The organism is Mesorhizobium sp. M0478 (genome assembly GCF_040321305.1).
GTDB lineage: Bacteria > Pseudomonadota > Alphaproteobacteria > Rhizobiales > Rhizobiaceae > Mesorhizobium.
Map to the genome: position 1 here is coordinate 284,175 of NZ_JAMYRH010000005.1, position 17,341 is coordinate 301,515.

General features: G+C 61.2%; 16 protein-coding genes. 9 read left to right on the forward strand and 7 right to left on the reverse strand.

Features of this window, described 5'->3' with window-relative positions:
- The first annotated feature begins 426 nt into the window (after positions 1–426).
- The 9 genes from NKI64_RS15050 to NKI64_RS15090 all read left to right on the forward strand — a co-directional run bounded on the left by NKI64_RS15050 (position 427) and on the right by NKI64_RS15090 (position 10,903).
- Complete coding sequence (locus NKI64_RS15050) at positions 427–1,989, forward strand: DUF2778 domain-containing protein (protein ID WP_502901375.1); 1,563 nt, start codon at positions 427–429, stop codon at positions 1,987–1,989.
- Positions 1,990–2,192: 203 nt separating this feature from the next.
- Positions 2,193–2,978, forward strand: a complete 786-nt coding sequence (locus NKI64_RS15055) for a ThuA domain-containing protein (protein WP_023701869.1) — start codon at positions 2,193–2,195, stop codon at positions 2,976–2,978.
- Between the two features lie 103 nt (positions 2,979–3,081).
- Positions 3,082–4,140 (forward strand): Gfo/Idh/MocA family protein, encoded by a 1,059-nt coding sequence (locus NKI64_RS15060; RefSeq protein WP_023701868.1) that lies wholly within the window; start codon positions 3,082–3,084, stop codon positions 4,138–4,140.
- A 21-nt stretch (positions 4,141–4,161) separates the two neighbouring features.
- Positions 4,162–4,563 (forward strand): GFA family protein, encoded by a 402-nt coding sequence (locus NKI64_RS15065; protein ID WP_023670313.1) that lies wholly within the window; start codon positions 4,162–4,164, stop codon positions 4,561–4,563.
- A 196-nt stretch (positions 4,564–4,759) separates the two neighbouring features.
- Positions 4,760–5,425 carry a hypothetical protein gene (locus NKI64_RS15070; RefSeq protein WP_023670314.1) on the forward strand — a complete coding sequence of 222 codons (666 nt, stop codon included), beginning with the start codon at positions 4,760–4,762 and terminating at the stop codon, positions 5,423–5,425.
- Positions 5,426–5,432: 7 nt separating this feature from the next.
- Positions 5,433–8,111 carry an OmpA family protein gene (locus NKI64_RS15075; RefSeq protein WP_352668537.1) on the forward strand — a complete coding sequence of 893 codons (2,679 nt, stop codon included), beginning with the start codon at positions 5,433–5,435 and terminating at the stop codon, positions 8,109–8,111.
- 11 nt (positions 8,112–8,122) lie between these two features.
- Complete coding sequence (locus tag NKI64_RS15080) at positions 8,123–8,617, forward strand: Rab family GTPase (RefSeq protein ID WP_023670316.1); 495 nt, start codon at positions 8,123–8,125, stop codon at positions 8,615–8,617.
- A gap of 3 nt (positions 8,618–8,620) precedes the next feature.
- On the forward strand, positions 8,621–9,691 hold the full coding sequence (locus tag NKI64_RS15085) for an adenylate/guanylate cyclase domain-containing protein (protein WP_023670317.1): 1,071 nt from the start codon (positions 8,621–8,623) through the stop codon (positions 9,689–9,691).
- A 144-nt stretch (positions 9,692–9,835) separates the two neighbouring features.
- Positions 9,836–10,903: a cyclic nucleotide-gated potassium channel gene (locus NKI64_RS15090; protein WP_023684786.1), complete on the forward strand. Its 1,068-nt coding sequence runs from the start codon at positions 9,836–9,838 to the stop codon at positions 10,901–10,903.
- 207 nt (positions 10,904–11,110) lie between these two features.
- Here NKI64_RS15090 and NKI64_RS15095 read toward each other — a convergent pair whose 3' ends face one another.
- The 7 genes from NKI64_RS15095 to NKI64_RS15125 form a co-directional block, all read right to left on the reverse strand.
- Positions 11,111–11,839: an amino acid ABC transporter ATP-binding protein gene (locus tag NKI64_RS15095; RefSeq protein ID WP_023670319.1), complete on the reverse strand. Its 729-nt coding sequence runs from the start codon at positions 11,837–11,839 to the stop codon at positions 11,111–11,113.
- Positions 11,840–11,909: 70 nt separating this feature from the next.
- Complete coding sequence (locus NKI64_RS15100; RefSeq protein ID WP_023684787.1) at positions 11,910–12,584, reverse strand: amino acid ABC transporter permease; 675 nt, start codon at positions 12,582–12,584, stop codon at positions 11,910–11,912.
- On the reverse strand, positions 12,581–13,258 hold the full coding sequence (locus NKI64_RS15105) for an amino acid ABC transporter permease (protein WP_023695534.1): 678 nt from the start codon (positions 13,256–13,258) through the stop codon (positions 12,581–12,583). Before NKI64_RS15105 ends, NKI64_RS15100 begins: the two co-directional genes overlap by 4 nt.
- A gap of 129 nt (positions 13,259–13,387) precedes the next feature.
- The gene (locus NKI64_RS15110) at positions 13,388–14,176 is read right to left on the reverse strand and encodes an ABC transporter substrate-binding protein (protein ID WP_023684789.1); all 789 of its coding nucleotides are present in this window, start codon (positions 14,174–14,176) and stop codon (positions 13,388–13,390) included.
- A 108-nt stretch (positions 14,177–14,284) separates the two neighbouring features.
- A complete protein-coding gene (locus NKI64_RS15115; protein WP_023733917.1) occupies positions 14,285–15,448 on the reverse strand; it encodes a saccharopine dehydrogenase family protein in 1,164 nt (387 codons plus the stop codon).
- Positions 15,445–15,954, reverse strand: a complete 510-nt coding sequence (locus NKI64_RS15120; RefSeq protein WP_023670324.1) for an Lrp/AsnC family transcriptional regulator — start codon at positions 15,952–15,954, stop codon at positions 15,445–15,447. Before NKI64_RS15120 ends, NKI64_RS15115 begins: the two co-directional genes overlap by 4 nt.
- A 318-nt stretch (positions 15,955–16,272) precedes the next feature.
- Positions 16,273–17,316 (reverse strand): acyltransferase family protein, encoded by a 1,044-nt coding sequence (locus tag NKI64_RS15125; RefSeq protein WP_352595885.1) that lies wholly within the window; start codon positions 17,314–17,316, stop codon positions 16,273–16,275.
- Positions 17,317–17,341: the final 25 nt, after the last annotated feature.

The following is a 17,341-nucleotide window of genomic DNA, read 5'->3' on the forward strand; positions in this document are numbered from 1 at the left end:
CCTGCAGTCGGATTCTTCGGTCGTGATGCCGGTTCTCATCGGTAAATTTCCGTCGCCGGAGGTCCCCGTCTCTGAGCAGATAGACCTTCCAGCCACCGGAAGGTCAACTGATTGAGAAGGCCGATCAGCGGGCAATCAGCACAGGCTTGCAGCAAGCTGACGCAGCGTTTCCTTGACTTGGATCGCAAAAACGGGCAGCAAGGCGGGGGTGAGGGAGAGCATTCTACCGTGGCGCAGACCATGGAGTGCTCTTTTTTTCGTATCAGGCGCCGCATAATCGGTGGCTGATGGAGGGATTGGTTAACCAACTTTGTCCATCTTTTGATTCAATCGGCAACAGACGCGAAAGGTGCAGGGGGCACCAGCGAACTGTGGATGTCACGGATGCGAGGGTCGCAAGCCTGCATGCCGATTGAGAGTGGTTGTATGGCGTTTTTGCGTTTGAAAGACCGGGGCGATACTCCTGAGCGGGGTTTGACTTCGAAGAGATCCGGCCAGCGCTGGGTGGTGGTGCCGGTTGTCGGCGCGGCCTTGGCGCTGTGGTCGGTGGCAACCATGGCCGGCCTCTATTCGCTCGGCACCTCGCTCACCGCCGCTTCCAACAGCCTTCCGCACAGTCTGCTTCTGCCGAACGCAGCACTTGCCGATTCGCGCCGCAGCCTCGCCAATTCGTGGGCGCCGCGGCTTTCGGCGCAAAAATCACAGGCCTCGCTGCTCAGCCAATGCGACGCCGGGTGCGCGCATGGCGCCGCGAACTTCGCGCATGACGGCAAGATGGCGCGGCTGAAGCCGGCCGCGCATGCTGTGGCCCCGAGCATTGTCGCCTCAAACATTGCGCCAAACACCAGCGTCGCTCTCGCCACTTCGCGCGGCATGCGCTTCGACGGCGTGGTGGCCAAGGCAGAGCTGTCGCCGCAAAAGCTGGCTGCCGCCTTCGCCAAGGCCTCGAATGCGCCCTTCATGCTTGCCAGCCTTCCGGTCGCTGCCCGTTTCGCCGAAGTCCGGCTGCCCGATCAGCATGGCCCCGCCTCGGAACGCTTTGGGCCGGAAGTGGCTGAGATCGAACGCTCATCGCGCCTGGCGCTGGCGCTGGCCAACAGCTTGCCGGAAGACGCTGACATGCTGGCCCCGCCGCCGGCCGTTGAAGCAATCGCCGGAGGGCAGGATCCTGAGCAGGCCGAGGTTCAGGTCGCTTCGCTGCCGCCGCAGGACGATCTGCCCGACAACATTGCGTTGCCCGGTTGGCGTCCACGCGCCGAAACCGCTCAGCCTGCCGAGGCTCGGCAAGCCAGCAAGCCCAGGGCAGCCAAGCCACAGACCGACAGGACGGCCGAGAGCCCCGCACCCCAGTCGCCGGGCAATTCGTCGCCGCGCTCGCCCCGCAGTACTTCGGAGGTCGCCGCACTGCCTGGCGTGCCAGACAGCCAGAGCATCCAATCAAGCCGGATCAAGCCTGGCAAACGGTCGAAGACACAGTCCGGCGAGATGCTGGCCTATGCCAAGCCGGACGTCCCGGCGGGCGGTGTCGGTCGCGCCTTCAAGGATCTGTTCGCCACGCCCGGAATGGGCGGCGGCGTCGCCGTCTACGATATCTCGGCCAAGACCGTCTACATGCCGGACGGCTCGCGGCTGGAGGCCCATTCGGGGCTGGGTTCGATGGTCGACCAGCCGCGCTTCGTGCACAAGAAGAATGTCGGCCCGACGCCGCCCAACACCTATGATCTGCGACTGCGCGAATCCCGCTTCCATGGCGTCGAGGCGCTCCGTCTCACTCCCGTCAGCGGCGGCAATAAATACGGCCGCGACGGCCTGCTCGCCCACACCTACATGCTGCGCGGCGGCCGTGCGGAATCCAATGGCTGCGTCGTCTTCAAGGACTACGCCCGCTTCCTTGCCGCCTACAAGAAGGGCAAGATCAAGCGCCTCGTCGTCGTGCCGCGCCTGACCAAGCCGCTGACGCGGGTCGCTCAGGAAGGCCGGGGAGCGTAAGGCAGTAGGCAGTAGGCAGTAGGCAGTAGGCAGTAGGCAGTAGGCAGTAGGCAGTAGGCAGTAGGCAGTAGGGCCCAGGAGCGTCCATCGCCTGTTGATTGTTTTTCTGCCCCTATTGCCTATTCCCCACTGCCTATTCCCTTTTCACCCCCAGGCAGACTATGAGTGACCCCCTGCGGGTCGGCTTCACCACGAGGACATCCATGACAATACGCGCTGTCGTTTGGGGCGAGAACATCCATGAGCGGACCAATGAGGTGGTCGCAGCCCTCTATCCCGAGGGCATGCACACGACCATCGCCAAGGCGCTGAATGCCGACAAGGCGATCTCCGCCTCGACCGCCACGCTCGAGCAGCCGGAGCACGGCCTGCCGGCCGACCGTCTGGCCGAGACCGACGTGCTGGTCTGGTGGGGCCACAAGGATCATGGCGCGGTGGCCGACGAGATCGTCGAGCGCGTCGCCCGCCGCGTTTGGGAGGGGATGGGGCTGATCGTTCTCCATTCCGGCCATTTCTCGAAAATCTTCAAGCGGCTGATGGGCACGCCCTGCACGCTGAAATGGCGCGAGGCGGGCGAGCGCGAGCGGCTCTGGGTGACCAGCCCCAGCCATCCGATCGCCGAGGGCGTCGGCGAATATTTCGAGCTCGAGAATGAAGAAATGTATGGCGAACAGTTCGCCGTGCCCGAACCGCTGGAGACCGTCTTCATCTCCTGGTTCCAGGGCGGCGAGGTGTTCCGTTCTGGGCTGACCTATCGCCGCGGCGCCGGCAATGTCTTCTACTTCCGCCCGGGCCACGAGACCTATCCGACCTATCACGACGCCAATGTGCACAAGGTGCTGCGCAATGCGGTTAAGTGGGCGCACAATCCGCAGGGCACCAAGTCGGCGATCCTTGAGGCGCCGAACGTGCCGGTCGAGAAGGCGCTGGAGCCGATCGTCGAGCGCGGCGGCAAGCTGCACGCTTCGGGCGAGGCCGGCTTCCGCTAAAGCAAAATCCAGGAAAAAAGGCGTAGCGGTTTTCCGCATGGGTTTCCTAGACCGTATCTGCGCCATATGATTGAATCGAACCAATTCGCTCGGAGTGCAGAGAATGCGGCTTTTGATACTGGGTACCGGCTGGATGGCGCAGGAGCATGCCCGCCGCTTCGGCGGTATCGACGGCGTCGAGATCGTCGGTGCTGTCGACGTCGATGAAAAGCGCGTTGGCGAATTTGCCGACGGGTTCAAGATACCGAAGCGATTCACATCGCTGGAAGACGCGCTGGCGTGGGGCGAGTTCGATGCGGTCGCCAACGTCACGCCCGACCGCATTCACCACCCGACCACCATGGCGCTGATCGCGGCCGGCAAGCCGGTACTGTGCGAAAAGCCGCTGGCCGAAGACTTCGGCAAGGCAAGCGAGATGGCCAAAGCGGCTGAGGCCGCCGGCATCGTCAACATGGTCAACCTCACCTATCGCAATGTCGCTGCCTTGCAGAAGGCGCGACAGATGGTGCTGGCCGGCGAGATCGGCACCGTCCGCCACGTCGAGTCCTCCTATCTACAGAGCTGGCTGGTCTCGAAATTCTGGGGCGACTGGCGCACCGACCCGAAATGGCTGTGGCGGCTGTCGCGCGACCACGGCTCCAACGGCGTGCTCGGCGATGTCGGCATCCACATCCTCGATTTCGCCAGCTATGGCGCCGCACTCGACGTCGACCACGTGTTTTGCCGGCTGCGCACCTTCGACAAGGCGCCAGGCAACCGTATCGGCGAATACGACCTCGACGCCAATGACAGCTTCGCCATGACGCTGGATTTCTCCAACGGCGCCTTTGGCGTCGTTCACGCCAGCCGCTGGGCGACCGGCCACATCAACGAATTGCGCCTGCGCATCTATGGCGACAAGGGCGGCATCGAAGTCGTGCACAATCTCGAGGGTTCGGAACTGAAGGCGTGTGTCGGCGGGGGTATCGAGAACGCCAAATGGCAGGTGCTCGACGCCGGCACGGTGCCGACCAATTACCAGCGCTTCGTCGATGCGGTTCGCAGCGGCGTGCAGGCCGAGCCTTCATTCCACCATGCCGCCGAACTGCAGAAGGTGCTGGATCTGGCCATGGTTTCGGAACAGAAGCGGACGGAACTGAGGGCCAGCGCCGATACGCAGTGATGTGAAGGGGAGGAAGAAACTATGGTCACGCGCCGCGCGCAATGTCTCTGCGGCCAGCTTTCAGCCGTCTGTTCGGGCGAGCCGGTGCGCATCTCGGTCTGCCATTGCCTCGACTGCAAGCGCCGCACCGGCAGCGCCTTCAGCTACAATGTCCGGTTTGCGCAAGCTGATGTATCGATCGAGGGGCGGGCGAAGCAGTTCACGCGCACCGGCGACGAGGGCGGCCGCGTCATCTACAATTTCTGTCCGGAGTGCGGCGCCGCCGTCCACTATCGCATCGACACGCAACCCGGCGTGATCGCCATTCCCGTCGGCGCCTTCGCCGACCCGTCGTTCCCGCCGCCCTTTCAGTCTTTTTACCACGAAAGCCGGCGCTGTGAGTGGGTCGAGATCAATGCCGAGCCGCTGGCGACGTTCGACTGAAGGCCGCTTTTTGGATACGCGAAACCGTCCGCACGTTCCGCGCCTTCAAGAGGGCCTCGCCCCTGATTGCCATTGCCGGGCCGTTAGCCATCGCGCTCGGCTGCCCCATGAATAGGCATAAGTCAAGACGAATCCGGCTTGCGGCCCGATTGCTGACATGCTTACCTGACGGCATGTGTTCAATGGGGGTATATGGATGGCTAAGGAATCTTCGAATTCCGCTTCTTCAGAAAAGAAGGCGGACGTAAATCTGATAGGTAACACAGAAGGAAACGGGCTGAACTTCATGGGAGTTCAGGCCCGCGAAAACGGAACCGCCGGCGACGCCGTCGGTGTCGACAAGATCCGTGACCTGCTCTTCGGCAACCAGATGCAGGACTATGACCGCCGTTTTTCCAAGCTTGAAGAACGGGTGTTGCAGCGCTTCAAGGATGTCGAGTCCGAGGCCAAGCGCAATCTCGAAATGTACGAGTCGAATGCAAAGAAGCAGATCGATTCGCTTGCAGGGCAATTGCGGAGCGAAAAAGATTCACGAGCCGATGCCGACAAGGAGATCGACCGGAATCTTCGCGAGCAAAACCAGGCTCTTGAAAAGCAGGTGCGCACGTTGTCGGATCAGTTGAGCGCGCTCGAGCGCGACGTTTCGGACCGGATAAATCGAAACGATCATTTGCTGCGTGAGGAAATCAAGCAGAAGAATGAAGGCGTTCAGATGCTGATCGAGAAGATGTTTGCCGACCTCAGCAACGTCAAGACCGACCGAAATCTTTTGGCTGGCCTGTTTGTCGAGGTTGCAAAGTGTCTCAATCAGGATCCCGTCGGGAGCAAGAGCAACTCGGACCGCAGCTGGAAAGTGAGTTGATGGGACCTTGACGTCCACCGTCGACCCATTCAACCTTCCGCAAAGAACAGCCTCGAACGATACAGAGATTGATCGCGAGGCTCTGGCTCGTCTTTTGATCGAAATTGCCCGGAACGTTGATCCGGACTACCGTGCGCAGTTCGAGGCGGTTCCAACCGCCGATCCGCGCATGGAAACGCTGCGGCAGTTGCTGGTCAGCCGTGAAATCTCGGAGCTTTCACGCGTTACGCATCTGCTCGACGAACCCGAGCAGCTTGCGGCGGCCGTGGGCGACGTTCTTCCCAGTGCTGCCGGACGAGCGCCTTACGCGCAACTCGGCGAGGCGCTTGCGCCAGCTGTCGAACGGGCTGTGCAACGGTCGATCCAGAAGAGCCCGCGCACGCTGACGGACATATTGTACCCGGTGTTTCTGCCGGCAATTCGCAAGTCGATCGGCGAAAAGATCGACCAGACCTTTCAGTCGCTGAATGAAACTCTAAGGCACATATTCACCTGGCACGGGCTCAAGTGGAGACTTGAAGCCTGGAGAACAGGGGCAAGCTTCTCGGCAGTTGTTCTGAAGCATTCCCTTGTCTACCGTGTGGAACATGCGTTTCTCATTCATCGGAATTCCGGCCTTTTGATAGCGCATGTAACGGCCGACAATGCAACGAGCGAAGATCCTCAGCTCATTTCTTCGATGCTCAGCGCAATTCAGGATTTTGTGAAGGACTCATTTAACGAGAAAGAGCAGAGCGGCCTGGACACAATCCGTTTCGGCGAGCTTCGTCTCTGGTCGGAAGTTGGACCGTTTGCGACACTGGTTTCGGTGATCCGGGGAAATCCGCCGGAGGAATTGCATGAAATCGTTCGCGATGTGTTGCTTCGCATCCATGAGCAATCCTCAGAGGCTTTAGAGCAGTTTGACGGCGACGGTTCGCAGCTGGCCTCCGTAGAGGCGCAGTTGCAGACCTGCGTCGAGCTCAAGCAAGAGGAATCAAACGACGGATTTCCGTGGCTGGTGGCGGCCGTTGCCCTGTTGCTCTTGAGTCTGGCAGGCGGTTGGTACTTTCTTTCCTGGCAATCAGCGCAGCGCTGGCAGGCTTACGTGTCGCGCTGGCAGGCTTACGTGTCGCGAGTGGAGGCCCAGCCGGGCATCATCGTTGCCGAACAGCAGGTACGCGATGGCCAGTTCTATATTGCCGGCCTGAGGGACCCGCTTGCCGTCGACCCGCAGTCGCTGTTGTCAGGCACGGGAGTCGATCCGGCCGGGGTTCATTCGCAATGGCAATTTTATCAGAGCCTTGAGCCGGAGTTCGTGCTGAAGCGGCTGACGGCGTCGCTGGCTCCGCCGGATTCAGTGCGACTTTCGATTGTCGATGGCCGCATCGTCGCCGAGGGTGAGGCTCCCGACACCTGGATCAGCCGGGCGCGCGCGGCGGCCCAGCAGCTTTCGGCAGGCGGGCCGGTCTTCGACATCTCGGGGGTTCGTGACGTAAGTCCCCAAGTGCGCGCGGCGCAGCGCTGGCAGGCCTATGTGTCGCGACTGGAGACCCAGCCGGGCATCATCGTTGCAGACCAAAAGATGCGCGACGGCCAATTCTATATCGCCGGCCTGCGAGACCCGCTTGGCGCCGATCCGCAGTCGCTGTTGTCGGGAACAGAGGTCGATCCCGCCCGGGTTCATGCGCAGTGGCAATTCTATCAGAGCCTTGAGCCGGAGTTCGTGCTGAAGCGGCTGACGGCGTCACTGTATCCGCCGGATACAGTGCGACTGTCGATCGTCGATGGTCGCATCGTTGCCGAGGGTGAGGCTCCCGACACCTGGATCGATCGCGCGCGCGCGGCGGCCCGGCAGCTTTCGGCAGGCGGACCCGAATTCGACATCTCCAAGGTTCGTGACGTGAGCCCCGAAGCACGCGCGGCGGAGCACTGGCAGTATTATGTGTCGCGACTTGAGGCCCAACCGGGAATCATCGTCGCCCAACAAACGGCGAGGGGCGGACATTTCTATATTTCCGGCTTGAGAGACCCGCTTGCCGCCGACCCGCAAGCCCTGCTGTCCGGAACGGACGTTGATCCTGCCCGCGTTCATGCACAGTGGCAATTCTATCAGAGCCTTGATCCGAAGTTTGTGGTGAAGCGGCTGACGGCGGCGCTGTCCCCGCCGAAAACCGTTCAGCTCTCGATCATCCAGGGTCGCATCGTGGCCGTGGGTGAGGCTCCTGCCGGCTGGATCAACCGCGCGCGGGCCGCCGCTGAACAACTTTCGGCGGACGGAGTGGTTCTGGATGTCTCGCAGCTGCGTGAGCTGAACCTCGCAGAACTTAATCATTTGAGGCAGGCGATCCAGACGACCGATATTTTCTTCTCTTCCGGCAAGGTTGTGCCGGGACCGGAGCAGACGCCGGTTCTCGACAGGTTGGCGGATCAAATAAAGGAATTCGCCCAGAGTGCCCGCAATTCCGGCGTAACGGCGCGGTTCATGTTGACCGGGCATTCGGACACCACGGGCCGTGAGACGGCCAACGCGTCGATCAGCGCCGCCCGCGCCGAGACAGTTCGTGCGCTTCTCAACAAGCGCGGCGTTGCTCCCGAATTGCTGCTGGTTCGGGGCGCGGGCACTTTTGAGCCGGCTGTACCTGAAAACAGTCTAACCGGTAGCTCCACCAATCGCCGGGTTTCGATTACCGTAAACCTGGACTAGCGGAGCCCAACATGTTGCAAAAAAAGATCTGCATGCTGGGCGGTTTCGCTGTCGGAAAGACGAGTCTGGTCCGCAGGTTTGTGCAGAGCATCTTCTCAGAAACCTACTTGACCACCGTTGGAGTGAAAATCGACAAGAAGAGCGTCGCGCTCCCGGACAAAACCGTGGATCTGATTTTGTGGGATTTGGCCGGCGAAGACGATATCGGCTCATTCCGCGTCAGCTATGTTCGCGGTGCAACCGGGCTCGTGCTTGTCGTCGATGGAACCCGCGCCGCTACTCTTGCCGTGGCACTCACGCTGCGCGAACGGGTCGAGGCCGAATTCGGCGCCATGCCGTTCGTATTGCTGTTCAACAAGTCCGATCTGGCCGATCGGTGGGCGATATCGGATGGTGAGATCAACGAGTTGAGGCAACGTGGATGGCAAATCTATCTAACAAGTGCGCTTTCGGGCGAGCAGGTCGATGACGCCTTTCGTCAACTTGCCTTGATGGTCACCAAATAGACCATGCACGAATTGCCAAAAGAAGTCAGAAATTGGTTTTTCAATTTCTTCTTCGACGGGCACGCTGTCGCTTATCTGAAAATCGACCCTGAGCTTTGCATAGCTGCCAAGGGCGGTAATGTTGAACATTACGGGCTGTCATCACTTCGCATCGGCAAGCCTGTTGCCGAGCAGCTTGAATTCATGGAGGGTTTGCTGCCTTGCCCGGAGCTTCCGTTTCGCATGGACATGGTTGAACTGCCCGGCGGGCGTGTCGCCGACCTCCATTTTTTTGCTGACAATGCGTTCGTGTGGCTGCTTTTTCTGGACGCCACTGCCGAACGAGACAACAGGCAGCGACTTCAACAGAAGGCCTATGAAATGACGCTCCTGCAAGAGAGGGAGCGTCAACTCAACGAAAAATTGCAATCGACGAACGAGGCGTTGAGGAAGAGCCAGGAGGGATTGGCGCGTGAATATCAGCGCGCCGAAAACCTGCTCCTCAACATTCTCCCGGCCTCGATCGCGGAGCGATTGAAAGCGCAAAAGAAAATTGCCGACAACCACGCAGAGGTGAGTGTGCTTTTTGCCGACATCGTCGGTTTTACGGAACGAGCGCGCAGCGTCGGAGCGGTGACGACGCTCGCTATTTTAAACTACTTCTTCAAGGCGGCGGATCGGCTCTCGGAGCGATACGGCTGCGAAAAGATCAAAACAATTGGCGATTGTGTGATGGTGGTCGCCGGCCTGCCCACGGCGCGATCCGATCATGCAAGGGCCCTCACGCGCTATGCGATTGAGCTGCGCAAAGCGGTCAAGCGGGAACGCTTCGCAGGAGAACCGATAAGGCTGAGAATTGGAATTCACTCAGGACCGATCGTCGCCGGCGTCATAGGCAAGAGGCGGTTCGCCTATGACCTGTGGGGTGAGACCGTTAATCTCGCCTCACGTATTCAAACGTCCGCGGAGCCCGATGAAATTCGTATTTCCGATGCAACTTGCCAACTGCTTGGACCGAAATTTGCTTGCGACCCACTCGAGGAAACGGAATTGCGTGGTGCGGGTCGTGTGCGAATGTGGCGGCTCCCGAGCTGATCCGTCGCCTGCGGTGCGACCCTGGAGCGCCGATAGCGGCGCCCGACAGGCGTTGGCGTGACCTGATCTTGCGATCGGAAAGCACCCTTTGCGCTTGCCCGGAAGGCCTCTATTCTGGAGCACAGTGGCCGCTGGTGGGATAGAATGTCGGTACTGCCTTTCCTGAGAATCTACGCGCCGCTAAACGCGGTGCTGGCTGCGCCTGGGCTTCTGGCGGTGGCTGCGCTCACGATGCCGAACATGTCCGGACGAAGCAGACTGGCTCTGGCTGCCGTGCTTGCTGTCATTTGGGCCGCCTATCTTCTGCAGATGGCCGAGACCCTGCTCAAGCGCTGGGCGGGAGACCTCAGGGACAGGACGCCGGCAATCGCGATCGATGTGCTCGCGGTTTTGGTTCCAGTCGCCGCATTTCTGCTCGACGGCACGCCCGACCGGAGCCTCTACTGTGCTGTCTGGCTGCTGAAGCCGCTGCGCGACTCGACCTTCTTCCCGCTGCTTGGCAGGGTTCTGGCCAACGAAGCGCGCAACCTGGTCGGCGTCACCACGGTCTTCGGCCTGGTTCTGTTCGGTGTCGCACTCGCGGCCTATGTCATCGAGCGCGACGTCCAACCGGAAAAGTTCGGCAGCATCCCCGAGACAATGTGGTGGGCGGTGGTCACGCTGTCCACTACCGGCTATGGCGACGACATTCCGCAAAGCTTCGCCGGCCGCGTCCTTGCCGGGGCTGTCATGATGTGTGGCATCGGCATCTTCGGGCTCTGGGCCGGCATTCTTGCCTCCGGCTTTTATCAAGAAGTCCGTCGCGAGGATTTCGTCCGCAATTGGCAATTGATTGCCGGCGTTCCGTTGTTTCAGAAGCTTGGCCCGGCCACGCTGGTCGAGATCGTGCGCGCGTTAAGGCCTCGCACGGTGCCGGCGGGCGCCGTGATCTGCCGCAGTGGCGAGACCGGTGATCGGATGTTCTTCGTCGTGGAGGGCCGCGTCAGCGTCGCGACGCCCAACCCAGTGGAGCTTGGCCCTGGCGCCTTCTTCGGCGAGATGGCGCTGATCAGCGGCGAACCGCGTATGGCGACCGTCACTGCCGCGACTTCTGTCTCACTCCTGTCGCTGCACGCGGCGGATTTCCAGATGCTGTGCAGCAGTAGCCCGGAAATCGCGGAAATCATCCGCAGGACCGCGCTCGAGCGGCGCGGCGCGGCGCCGGTGGCTTGACCGTACAGCCGATGGTGGCCCGGCTGGAACTGGATGGTACGGCTCTATCGACCACGCGCTGAGGTTATGGACGGCACGTGGAAGTTCCCAGAGGCGTAGCCGGAGACCTAAACGTAGCCGATCCACTCTACCGCGGCTCGTTGTTTGGCGCTGTGCGTCGACAGTTCCTGCCCCGCGGCCTTTCGGACGACCGGCTTTGGCTAAACTCTAATGCCTTAGAATCTTGCTTAGAAAAGCCCGGCTGCGGTCGGTCTTCGGGTCGGAGAAAAACGCCTCCGGCGTGCCGCTTTCGACGATGGCGCCGGCGTCCATGAACACCACGCGCTGCGCCACCTTGCGGGCAAAGCCCATTTCGTGCGTCACCACCATCATGGTCATGCCTTCCTCGGCCACCGCGACCATGACGTCGAGCACTTCGGAGATCATCTCGGGATCGAGCGCGGAGGTCGGCTCGTCGAACAGCATGATCTTGGGCCGCATGCCGAGGCAGCGCGCGATGGCCACACGCTGCTGCTGGCCGCCGGACAACTGTGACGGGTATGCATTGACCTTGTCAGCGAGGCCGACCTTGGCCAGCAAGTCGCGCCCGGCCTGCTCGGCCTCGGCGCGGGGGATCTTGCGCACATGGATCGGCGCCAGCGTGACGTTTTCCAGCGCCGTCTTGTGCGGGTAGAGGTTGAACGACTGGAAGACGAAGCCGATCTCGGTGCGCAGCTGCGTCATGTTGGTGGCGGGGTCGCCGAGGCGCTGGCCGTCGACGACGAGGTCGCCATCCTTGATCGCTTCCAGGCCGTTGATGCAGCGGATCAGCGTCGACTTGCCCGAACCACTTGGGCCGCAGACGACGACCACTTCGCGCGGCTCGACGCTGAGCGTGATGTCCTTCAGCACATTGAGCGAGCCGAACCATTTGTTGACGCCGCGAAAGTCGATCATGCCCGTTTTGGTCAGGTTTGTCTTGGTCGGGCTTGGATTGGTCATGGCGGTCAGCCCTTTGGGTTCGATGTCACAGCTGCACCTCGCCATGCGCCGCGCCCATGCGGCGCTCCAGCCGGCGGGCGAGCATGATCAGCGGATAGCAGACGACGAAATAGCCGACGCCGACCAGGAAGAAGACCAGCAGGCCGTTGGGCACACGCTGCACCACAAGCCAGCCGACGCGGGTGAGGTCGGTCAGCCCGATCGCCGAGACGACGGAGGAATCCTTGATCAAGAGTACATATTGCCCGACCAGCGGCGGCAGCACGATGCGCATCGCCTGCGGCAGCACCACCTGGCGCATGCGTTGCCAGCGCGACAGGCCAGACGCCAGAGCTGCCTCGACCTGGCCGGTCGGCACCGAGCGGATGCCGGCGGCGACGATCTCGCAGATGAAGCACGCGGCGAGGTTGGTGAGCGCGATGATGCCGGCGGTGAAGGCATCGAGCTCGATGCCGAATTCCGGCAGGATGAAGAAGATCAGAAAGATCTGCACCAGGAACGGCGTGCCGCGGATCAGGTCGACCCAGGCCCCGATCACGCTCGAGATCAGCCGGTTGCCGCCGGTGCGCAATATGCCGAGGCCGAAGCCAAGCAGCGTGCCCAGCACCAGGCTGATCGCCGACAGCATCACGGTCATGCCAAGGCCGCGCAAGGCGAGGGGGTAGCTGCCGGCCAGGCTTTGCAGCTGTTGCCAGATCATGTGCTGCTCCTTGCCGGCTGCAGACCGAGCCACCGACTGGACAGCCCCGCCAGTCCTTTGAGGCAGTAATAGAGCAGCAGATAGAAAGCGGCGATGGTGAGAAAGCCTTCCGCCGGCATGAAGCGGTCGGACGCCAGCAACTGGCCGGCGCGCGTCAGTTCGGAAACCGAGATCAGCGACAAAAGCGCGGAATCCTTGACCAGCACGATCGCCTGGCCGAGCAGCGGCGGGATCGTCACCTTGAAGGCTTGCGGCAGGATGACCAGGCGCATGCGCTGGACATAGGTCATTCCCGAGGCAACCCCGGCCTCGACCTGGCCGCGCGGGATCGACAGGATGCCGGCGCGGATGATTTCCGCGACATAGGCGCCGCTGTTCAGCGACAAAGCGATGATGCCGACGACGAGCTCGGGCAGGACGAAGCCGAGACGCGGCAGGCCGAAATAGAGGAAGTAGAGCTGCGCCAGCAACGGCGTGGCGCGCACGGCATCGATATAGCCCTTGGCCAGCACGCGAAACAGCTGGCCGCGCTGCAGGTTCATGGCGGCGAGCACGATGCCGACGGCCAGCGCGCCCGCAAAAGACAGCGCCGACAGCCACACGGTCGTGATCAGACCCTGCCCGAACAGCGGCAGATATTCGACGATGGTGCGGAAGCTGAAATTTTCGAGCATGGCGGTGAATTGTGAATGGTGAATGGGCAGTAGTGAGTAGTGAGTGGTGAGCAGTGAAGGGCGTCCGGAATGGCCATTCACCATTCACCATTCACTACTTCCTACTCACTACTCCCTGCTTACCTCTGTTTAGTGATCCTTCTTCCAGGCGTCGGAATTGACCCAGTAGTCGAGGTTCTTCTGCAGGCGGCCGTCGATGCTGACCTGGTTGAGGAACAGGTTCATCCAGATCAACAGATCCGGCTCGTCGTAGCGGGTGGCGAAGGCAAGCGGCTCCTTCGACAACAGGTCCGGCATGATGGTGAATGTGCCGGCGGGATAGGCTGTCGACTGACCCTTGACCGCCGAGACGTCGTTGACGCCGCAATCGGCTTGGCCGTTGTTGACCGCGTCGAGCAGCAGCGGGCCGCCGCCCTTGTAGCTCTTGATGTCGGCATCCGGGAAGGCGTTCTTGGCTTCCTTTTCGCCGGTGGCGCCCAACAGCACGGCGATCTTGGTGCCCTTGGCCTTGCAGTCCTCGGTTGTCTTGAACTTGCTGTCGGCCTTGGTGAAGACGGTGCTGCCCGTATACATGTAAGGTGTGGTGAAGGCGACCTTCATGCCGCGCGCCAGCGTCGGCGTCATGTCGGCGACGAGCAGGTCGGCCTTGCCCGAAAGCAGCGCCGGGATCAGCCCGTCCCAATCATAGTCGAGGAAGGTGATCTTGACGCCCATTTCCTTGGCCATCAGTTCGGCGAGTTCGACCGAACTGCCGGTGCGCTCGCCGGCCGCGCCGACCAGCGAGAAGGGAGGTCCTTGCGTTTGTACCGCGACGCGCAGTTCGCCGCGCTTGGTGATCTCGTCGAGCGTTCCGGCACTGGCAGCAGCGGTCAGGCCCGCAAGCGCAAGTCCGGCGATGAAAAGCTTGGCAATCTTCATTTGGCATTCCTCCTGTTATCGTTGTTGTTCCACTTTGTTATTCCACCCTTTTGGGTGTTTTTTGAGCGGCGGCACCGTTTGCCGGCGGCAGCCACCGTTCGAAAATCCTCAGTCCCAGGCCACCGTCTCGGCAACCTTGATGCCACGCCTGGCCAGCTCGTCGAAGAACGGCCCGTCCGGCACATGCAGCAGCGGGTTCAAAAGCCCTGGTGTGGCGATCTCGCGCCGCGCCAGCATCTGCGCCACGATGCTGGCGGGATAGCCGACGCCAAGGCTCATGCCGAACAGGCCTGATGCCAGGTCGCGTTCGATGATCAGGTCCGACGTCACCGTTTTGGCGCGGCCGCCTTCGAGACCGGAAAAGACATTGCGCATCACGCAAAGGTCCTTCTCGTCGGCGCCATATTGCAGTTGCGGGCCGAGCAGACGGCCGAGAAATTCGCGTGGGCTGGCGCCGGTGCCGGGCACCTTGTCTTCGGAGAGGAAGCCGAGTTCCTTCAGCGGCGCCCAGAACGCCGACCATCCCGGCCAGCGCAGCGTATAGCGGCCCGAGCGTTGCAATCCCTTGGCGGCTGCCAGCATCTCGACATAGTGCAGAGCGTCGCCATTGGGGAAAGCTTCCAGCCGGCCGAGGCCCGCGACCTCGATCTCGTGGATGAAGGCATTGTCGTGCTGTCGGCCGGCCGGCACTTCGACGCGCTTGCCATGCTCGATCATCACGCTGTCGCGGTTCTGGCTGACCAGAACCATGTCGAAATTCCAGCTTACCTTGTAGCAAAGCGGCTTCGCCATCGCCTTCGGTTCGGGGATGCCGCCGCAATAGGAATCGATCGAGGAGATCGTAGAGAACTGCTTTGCGGCGCGCGCATAGAGCACGAGGTCGATGCCGGGATCGAGCCCACATTCGGTCATGATCGAAACGCCGGCCTGTTCAGCCTCCGGCGCCAGATCGGCAATCGCCTTGCCGTAATTGGTAGTGACCAGCGGCGTGCGCGTTGCGATCGCGGCCTGCACCGCCTCGCGCATCAATGGCTGCGGCAACAGATCGATGGCGGCGTCGACATCCGCCAGCACGGTGGCAAGCGCCGGACCGATCGCGCCCTCGGGCATGACGAAACGCACGCGGGAAAGGTCGGTCAGCCCGGCAAGCCGGGCAGGGCCGTCGGCCGACGTATCGACGCAGACGACTTCCTCGACGCCGGCGCTGGCGACGAGATCGGCGATGGCCGCCCGTCCCTGCAGGCCGAGGCCGCCGAGAACAGCTATTCTCATGCCGGCTCCTTGCGTGACGGTGTTTCTTCCGACCAGCAGCCTTCGGGAAGGCTGACCCATTTGTTGCATGAAGCCATGACGACGAAGGTTTCGCTGCGCACGACTTCCCCGGGAATGCCGGCGCCCGGAATCAGCTCGCTGGTGATGCGGTAGAGGTCGGCGACATCGCCGGCGACGGTCACGTCGACGATGATGTCGAAGCGCCCGGTAACCACCGAGGCCGAGTTGACGAAAGGCAGTTCGGCAATGCGCTGCGCCAGTTCCCGGGCGCGGCCACGTCCCTGAGCGTTGATGCCGACAATGGCCGAGATCAACTCGGGGCGTTCGGTCAGATTGAGCAGCCCGACGATCTTCAAGAGGTTGCGGTCGAGCAGATTGCGCAACCTTGAGCGCACCGTCGGCACCGAGATCGCCATCGTCTCGGCGAGCCGGTTGATGCCGGGCTGGGCATCCTGCGACAACAGCTTTACCAGCCGTCGATCGGTTTGATCGAGATGCTCACGCAAAGGCAAGGCTTTCATAAAGGGAAAGAAACGATCGGATTTTCTTTCGGATATGAAAAATACCTTATGGGGAATTTTTAACAGCAGCAAGAGCTATGTCATCCCTCTGTGTCAGTTCCCGTGTGCGTTCAGGCAAGACAGGATGCATGTCGTCCCAAAACCGCTGCACATTTTGGGGCAGTCGAGGATGTGCGCGACAGCACTAGGTGACGGAGTTCGAAGACGATCTTGCCGCGGCCGTGGTCGCTTGAACGCGACGGTAGGTCGTAGTGAGCAACGCACCCGAATGGCAGGCCGACCGAGCTGCGGCGTAGCCGCAACTCACGCCTTCACCTGATAAGCGGAGAGGCTCATTCGCGACATGGCCAAAAGCGGCCTTTCGATAAAACTATAACTCGCCAGGGACACGGCGATGCAGGCGGTGACAATAGCTATGGTTGCAAGCCATGGTGACACATTGGCGGTTGCAACGACAGGAGCGATCGCGAGCAGCACGATAGGATGGGTCAGATAGAGAGAGTAGGAAGCATCTCCCAGCCTTGCCAGCACGCGAGGAGCAAAAAGTCGGAAGTAGCTCTCCAGGCTGATGCAACCCGCGACAAGGATCAGCGCCGGGATACCTTGAGCAAGGGTTCGCGGCAAGTTGAAGCCAAGTACCATCACCAGTGTGGACACAATAGCGAACCCGACAGCCGAGGCACCCAGGAAAGCGGGCAAACGCACCAGTCTGCCGACCAGATGGCCGACAGCCATGCCGGCAAGGAACTCAAACAGGATTGGCGTGGTATAGAAAAACAGCACAGTGTCGGCGGCGGGTTTGAAGATAATGCGTGCGGCTACGGCGATTGCAAAGACAACGCCAATCGTGGCCATTTGCGTCAGCGCACCAAAACCCATAGTCGCCGCGAACAGAATGTAAAACAGGATTTCCAGATTGAGCGTCCAACCCACGCCAAGCACTGGCTGGACATAGCCTGTGGCCGTATCGAGATAGGGCACGAAAAGCAGGCTATTGGCAATCTGCTCAAAGGACACTCCACGACCGGCAAACAGCCAAAGTGCGGCGACCATGAGGAAGGTCATGACCCAATAGAACGGAACGACGCGCGTGAACCGCTGCATCAAAAAAGCACGGTGGTCGCGATGTCTGTTCTCCGTCGAGAGAACCATGACAAAACCGCTGATGACGAAAAACAGGTCGACGCCGCTGTTTAGAATGGGAATAGGCAAATCGAGCACGCCTAGTGCGGCCGGAAGATGATAGATAACAACCATTAGGGCTGCTAGCCCCCGCAGGGTCTGTATCGATGTATATTGTTGAATCCGACGCGGCGCAGCGTGATCATTATCCGGAATGACGTTCATTAAAAAATGTCCCCGATGCCGGAGA

Excerpts from the sequence above, each read along its gene's own strand:
- NKI64_RS15050 (WP_502901375.1), top strand. The coding sequence starts at position 427 with ATGGCGTTTTTGCGTTTGAAAGACCGGGGCGATACTCCTGAGCGGGGT.
- NKI64_RS15055 (WP_023701869.1), top strand. The coding sequence starts at position 2,193 with ATGACAATACGCGCTGTCGTTTGGGGCGAGAACATCCATGAGCGGACC.
- NKI64_RS15060 (WP_023701868.1), top strand. The coding sequence starts at position 3,082 with ATGCGGCTTTTGATACTGGGTACCGGCTGGATGGCGCAGGAGCATGCC.
- NKI64_RS15065 (WP_023670313.1), top strand. The coding sequence starts at position 4,162 with ATGGTCACGCGCCGCGCGCAATGTCTCTGCGGCCAGCTTTCAGCCGTC.
- NKI64_RS15070 (WP_023670314.1), top strand. The coding sequence starts at position 4,760 with ATGGCTAAGGAATCTTCGAATTCCGCTTCTTCAGAAAAGAAGGCGGAC.
- NKI64_RS15080 (WP_023670316.1), top strand. The coding sequence starts at position 8,123 with ATGTTGCAAAAAAAGATCTGCATGCTGGGCGGTTTCGCTGTCGGAAAG.
- NKI64_RS15085 (WP_023670317.1), top strand. The coding sequence starts at position 8,621 with ATGCACGAATTGCCAAAAGAAGTCAGAAATTGGTTTTTCAATTTCTTC.
- NKI64_RS15090 (WP_023684786.1), top strand. The coding sequence starts at position 9,836 with ATGTCGGTACTGCCTTTCCTGAGAATCTACGCGCCGCTAAACGCGGTG.
- NKI64_RS15095 (WP_023670319.1), bottom strand. The coding sequence starts at position 11,839 with ATGATCGACTTTCGCGGCGTCAACAAATGGTTCGGCTCGCTCAATGTG.
- NKI64_RS15100 (WP_023684787.1), bottom strand. The coding sequence starts at position 12,584 with ATGATCTGGCAACAGCTGCAAAGCCTGGCCGGCAGCTACCCCCTCGCC.
- NKI64_RS15105 (WP_023695534.1), bottom strand. The coding sequence starts at position 13,258 with ATGCTCGAAAATTTCAGCTTCCGCACCATCGTCGAATATCTGCCGCTG.
- NKI64_RS15110 (WP_023684789.1), bottom strand. The coding sequence starts at position 14,176 with ATGAAGATTGCCAAGCTTTTCATCGCCGGACTTGCGCTTGCGGGCCTG.
- NKI64_RS15115 (WP_023733917.1), bottom strand. The coding sequence starts at position 15,448 with ATGAGAATAGCTGTTCTCGGCGGCCTCGGCCTGCAGGGACGGGCGGCC.
- NKI64_RS15125 (WP_352595885.1), bottom strand. The coding sequence starts at position 17,316 with ATGAACGTCATTCCGGATAATGATCACGCTGCGCCGCGTCGGATTCAA.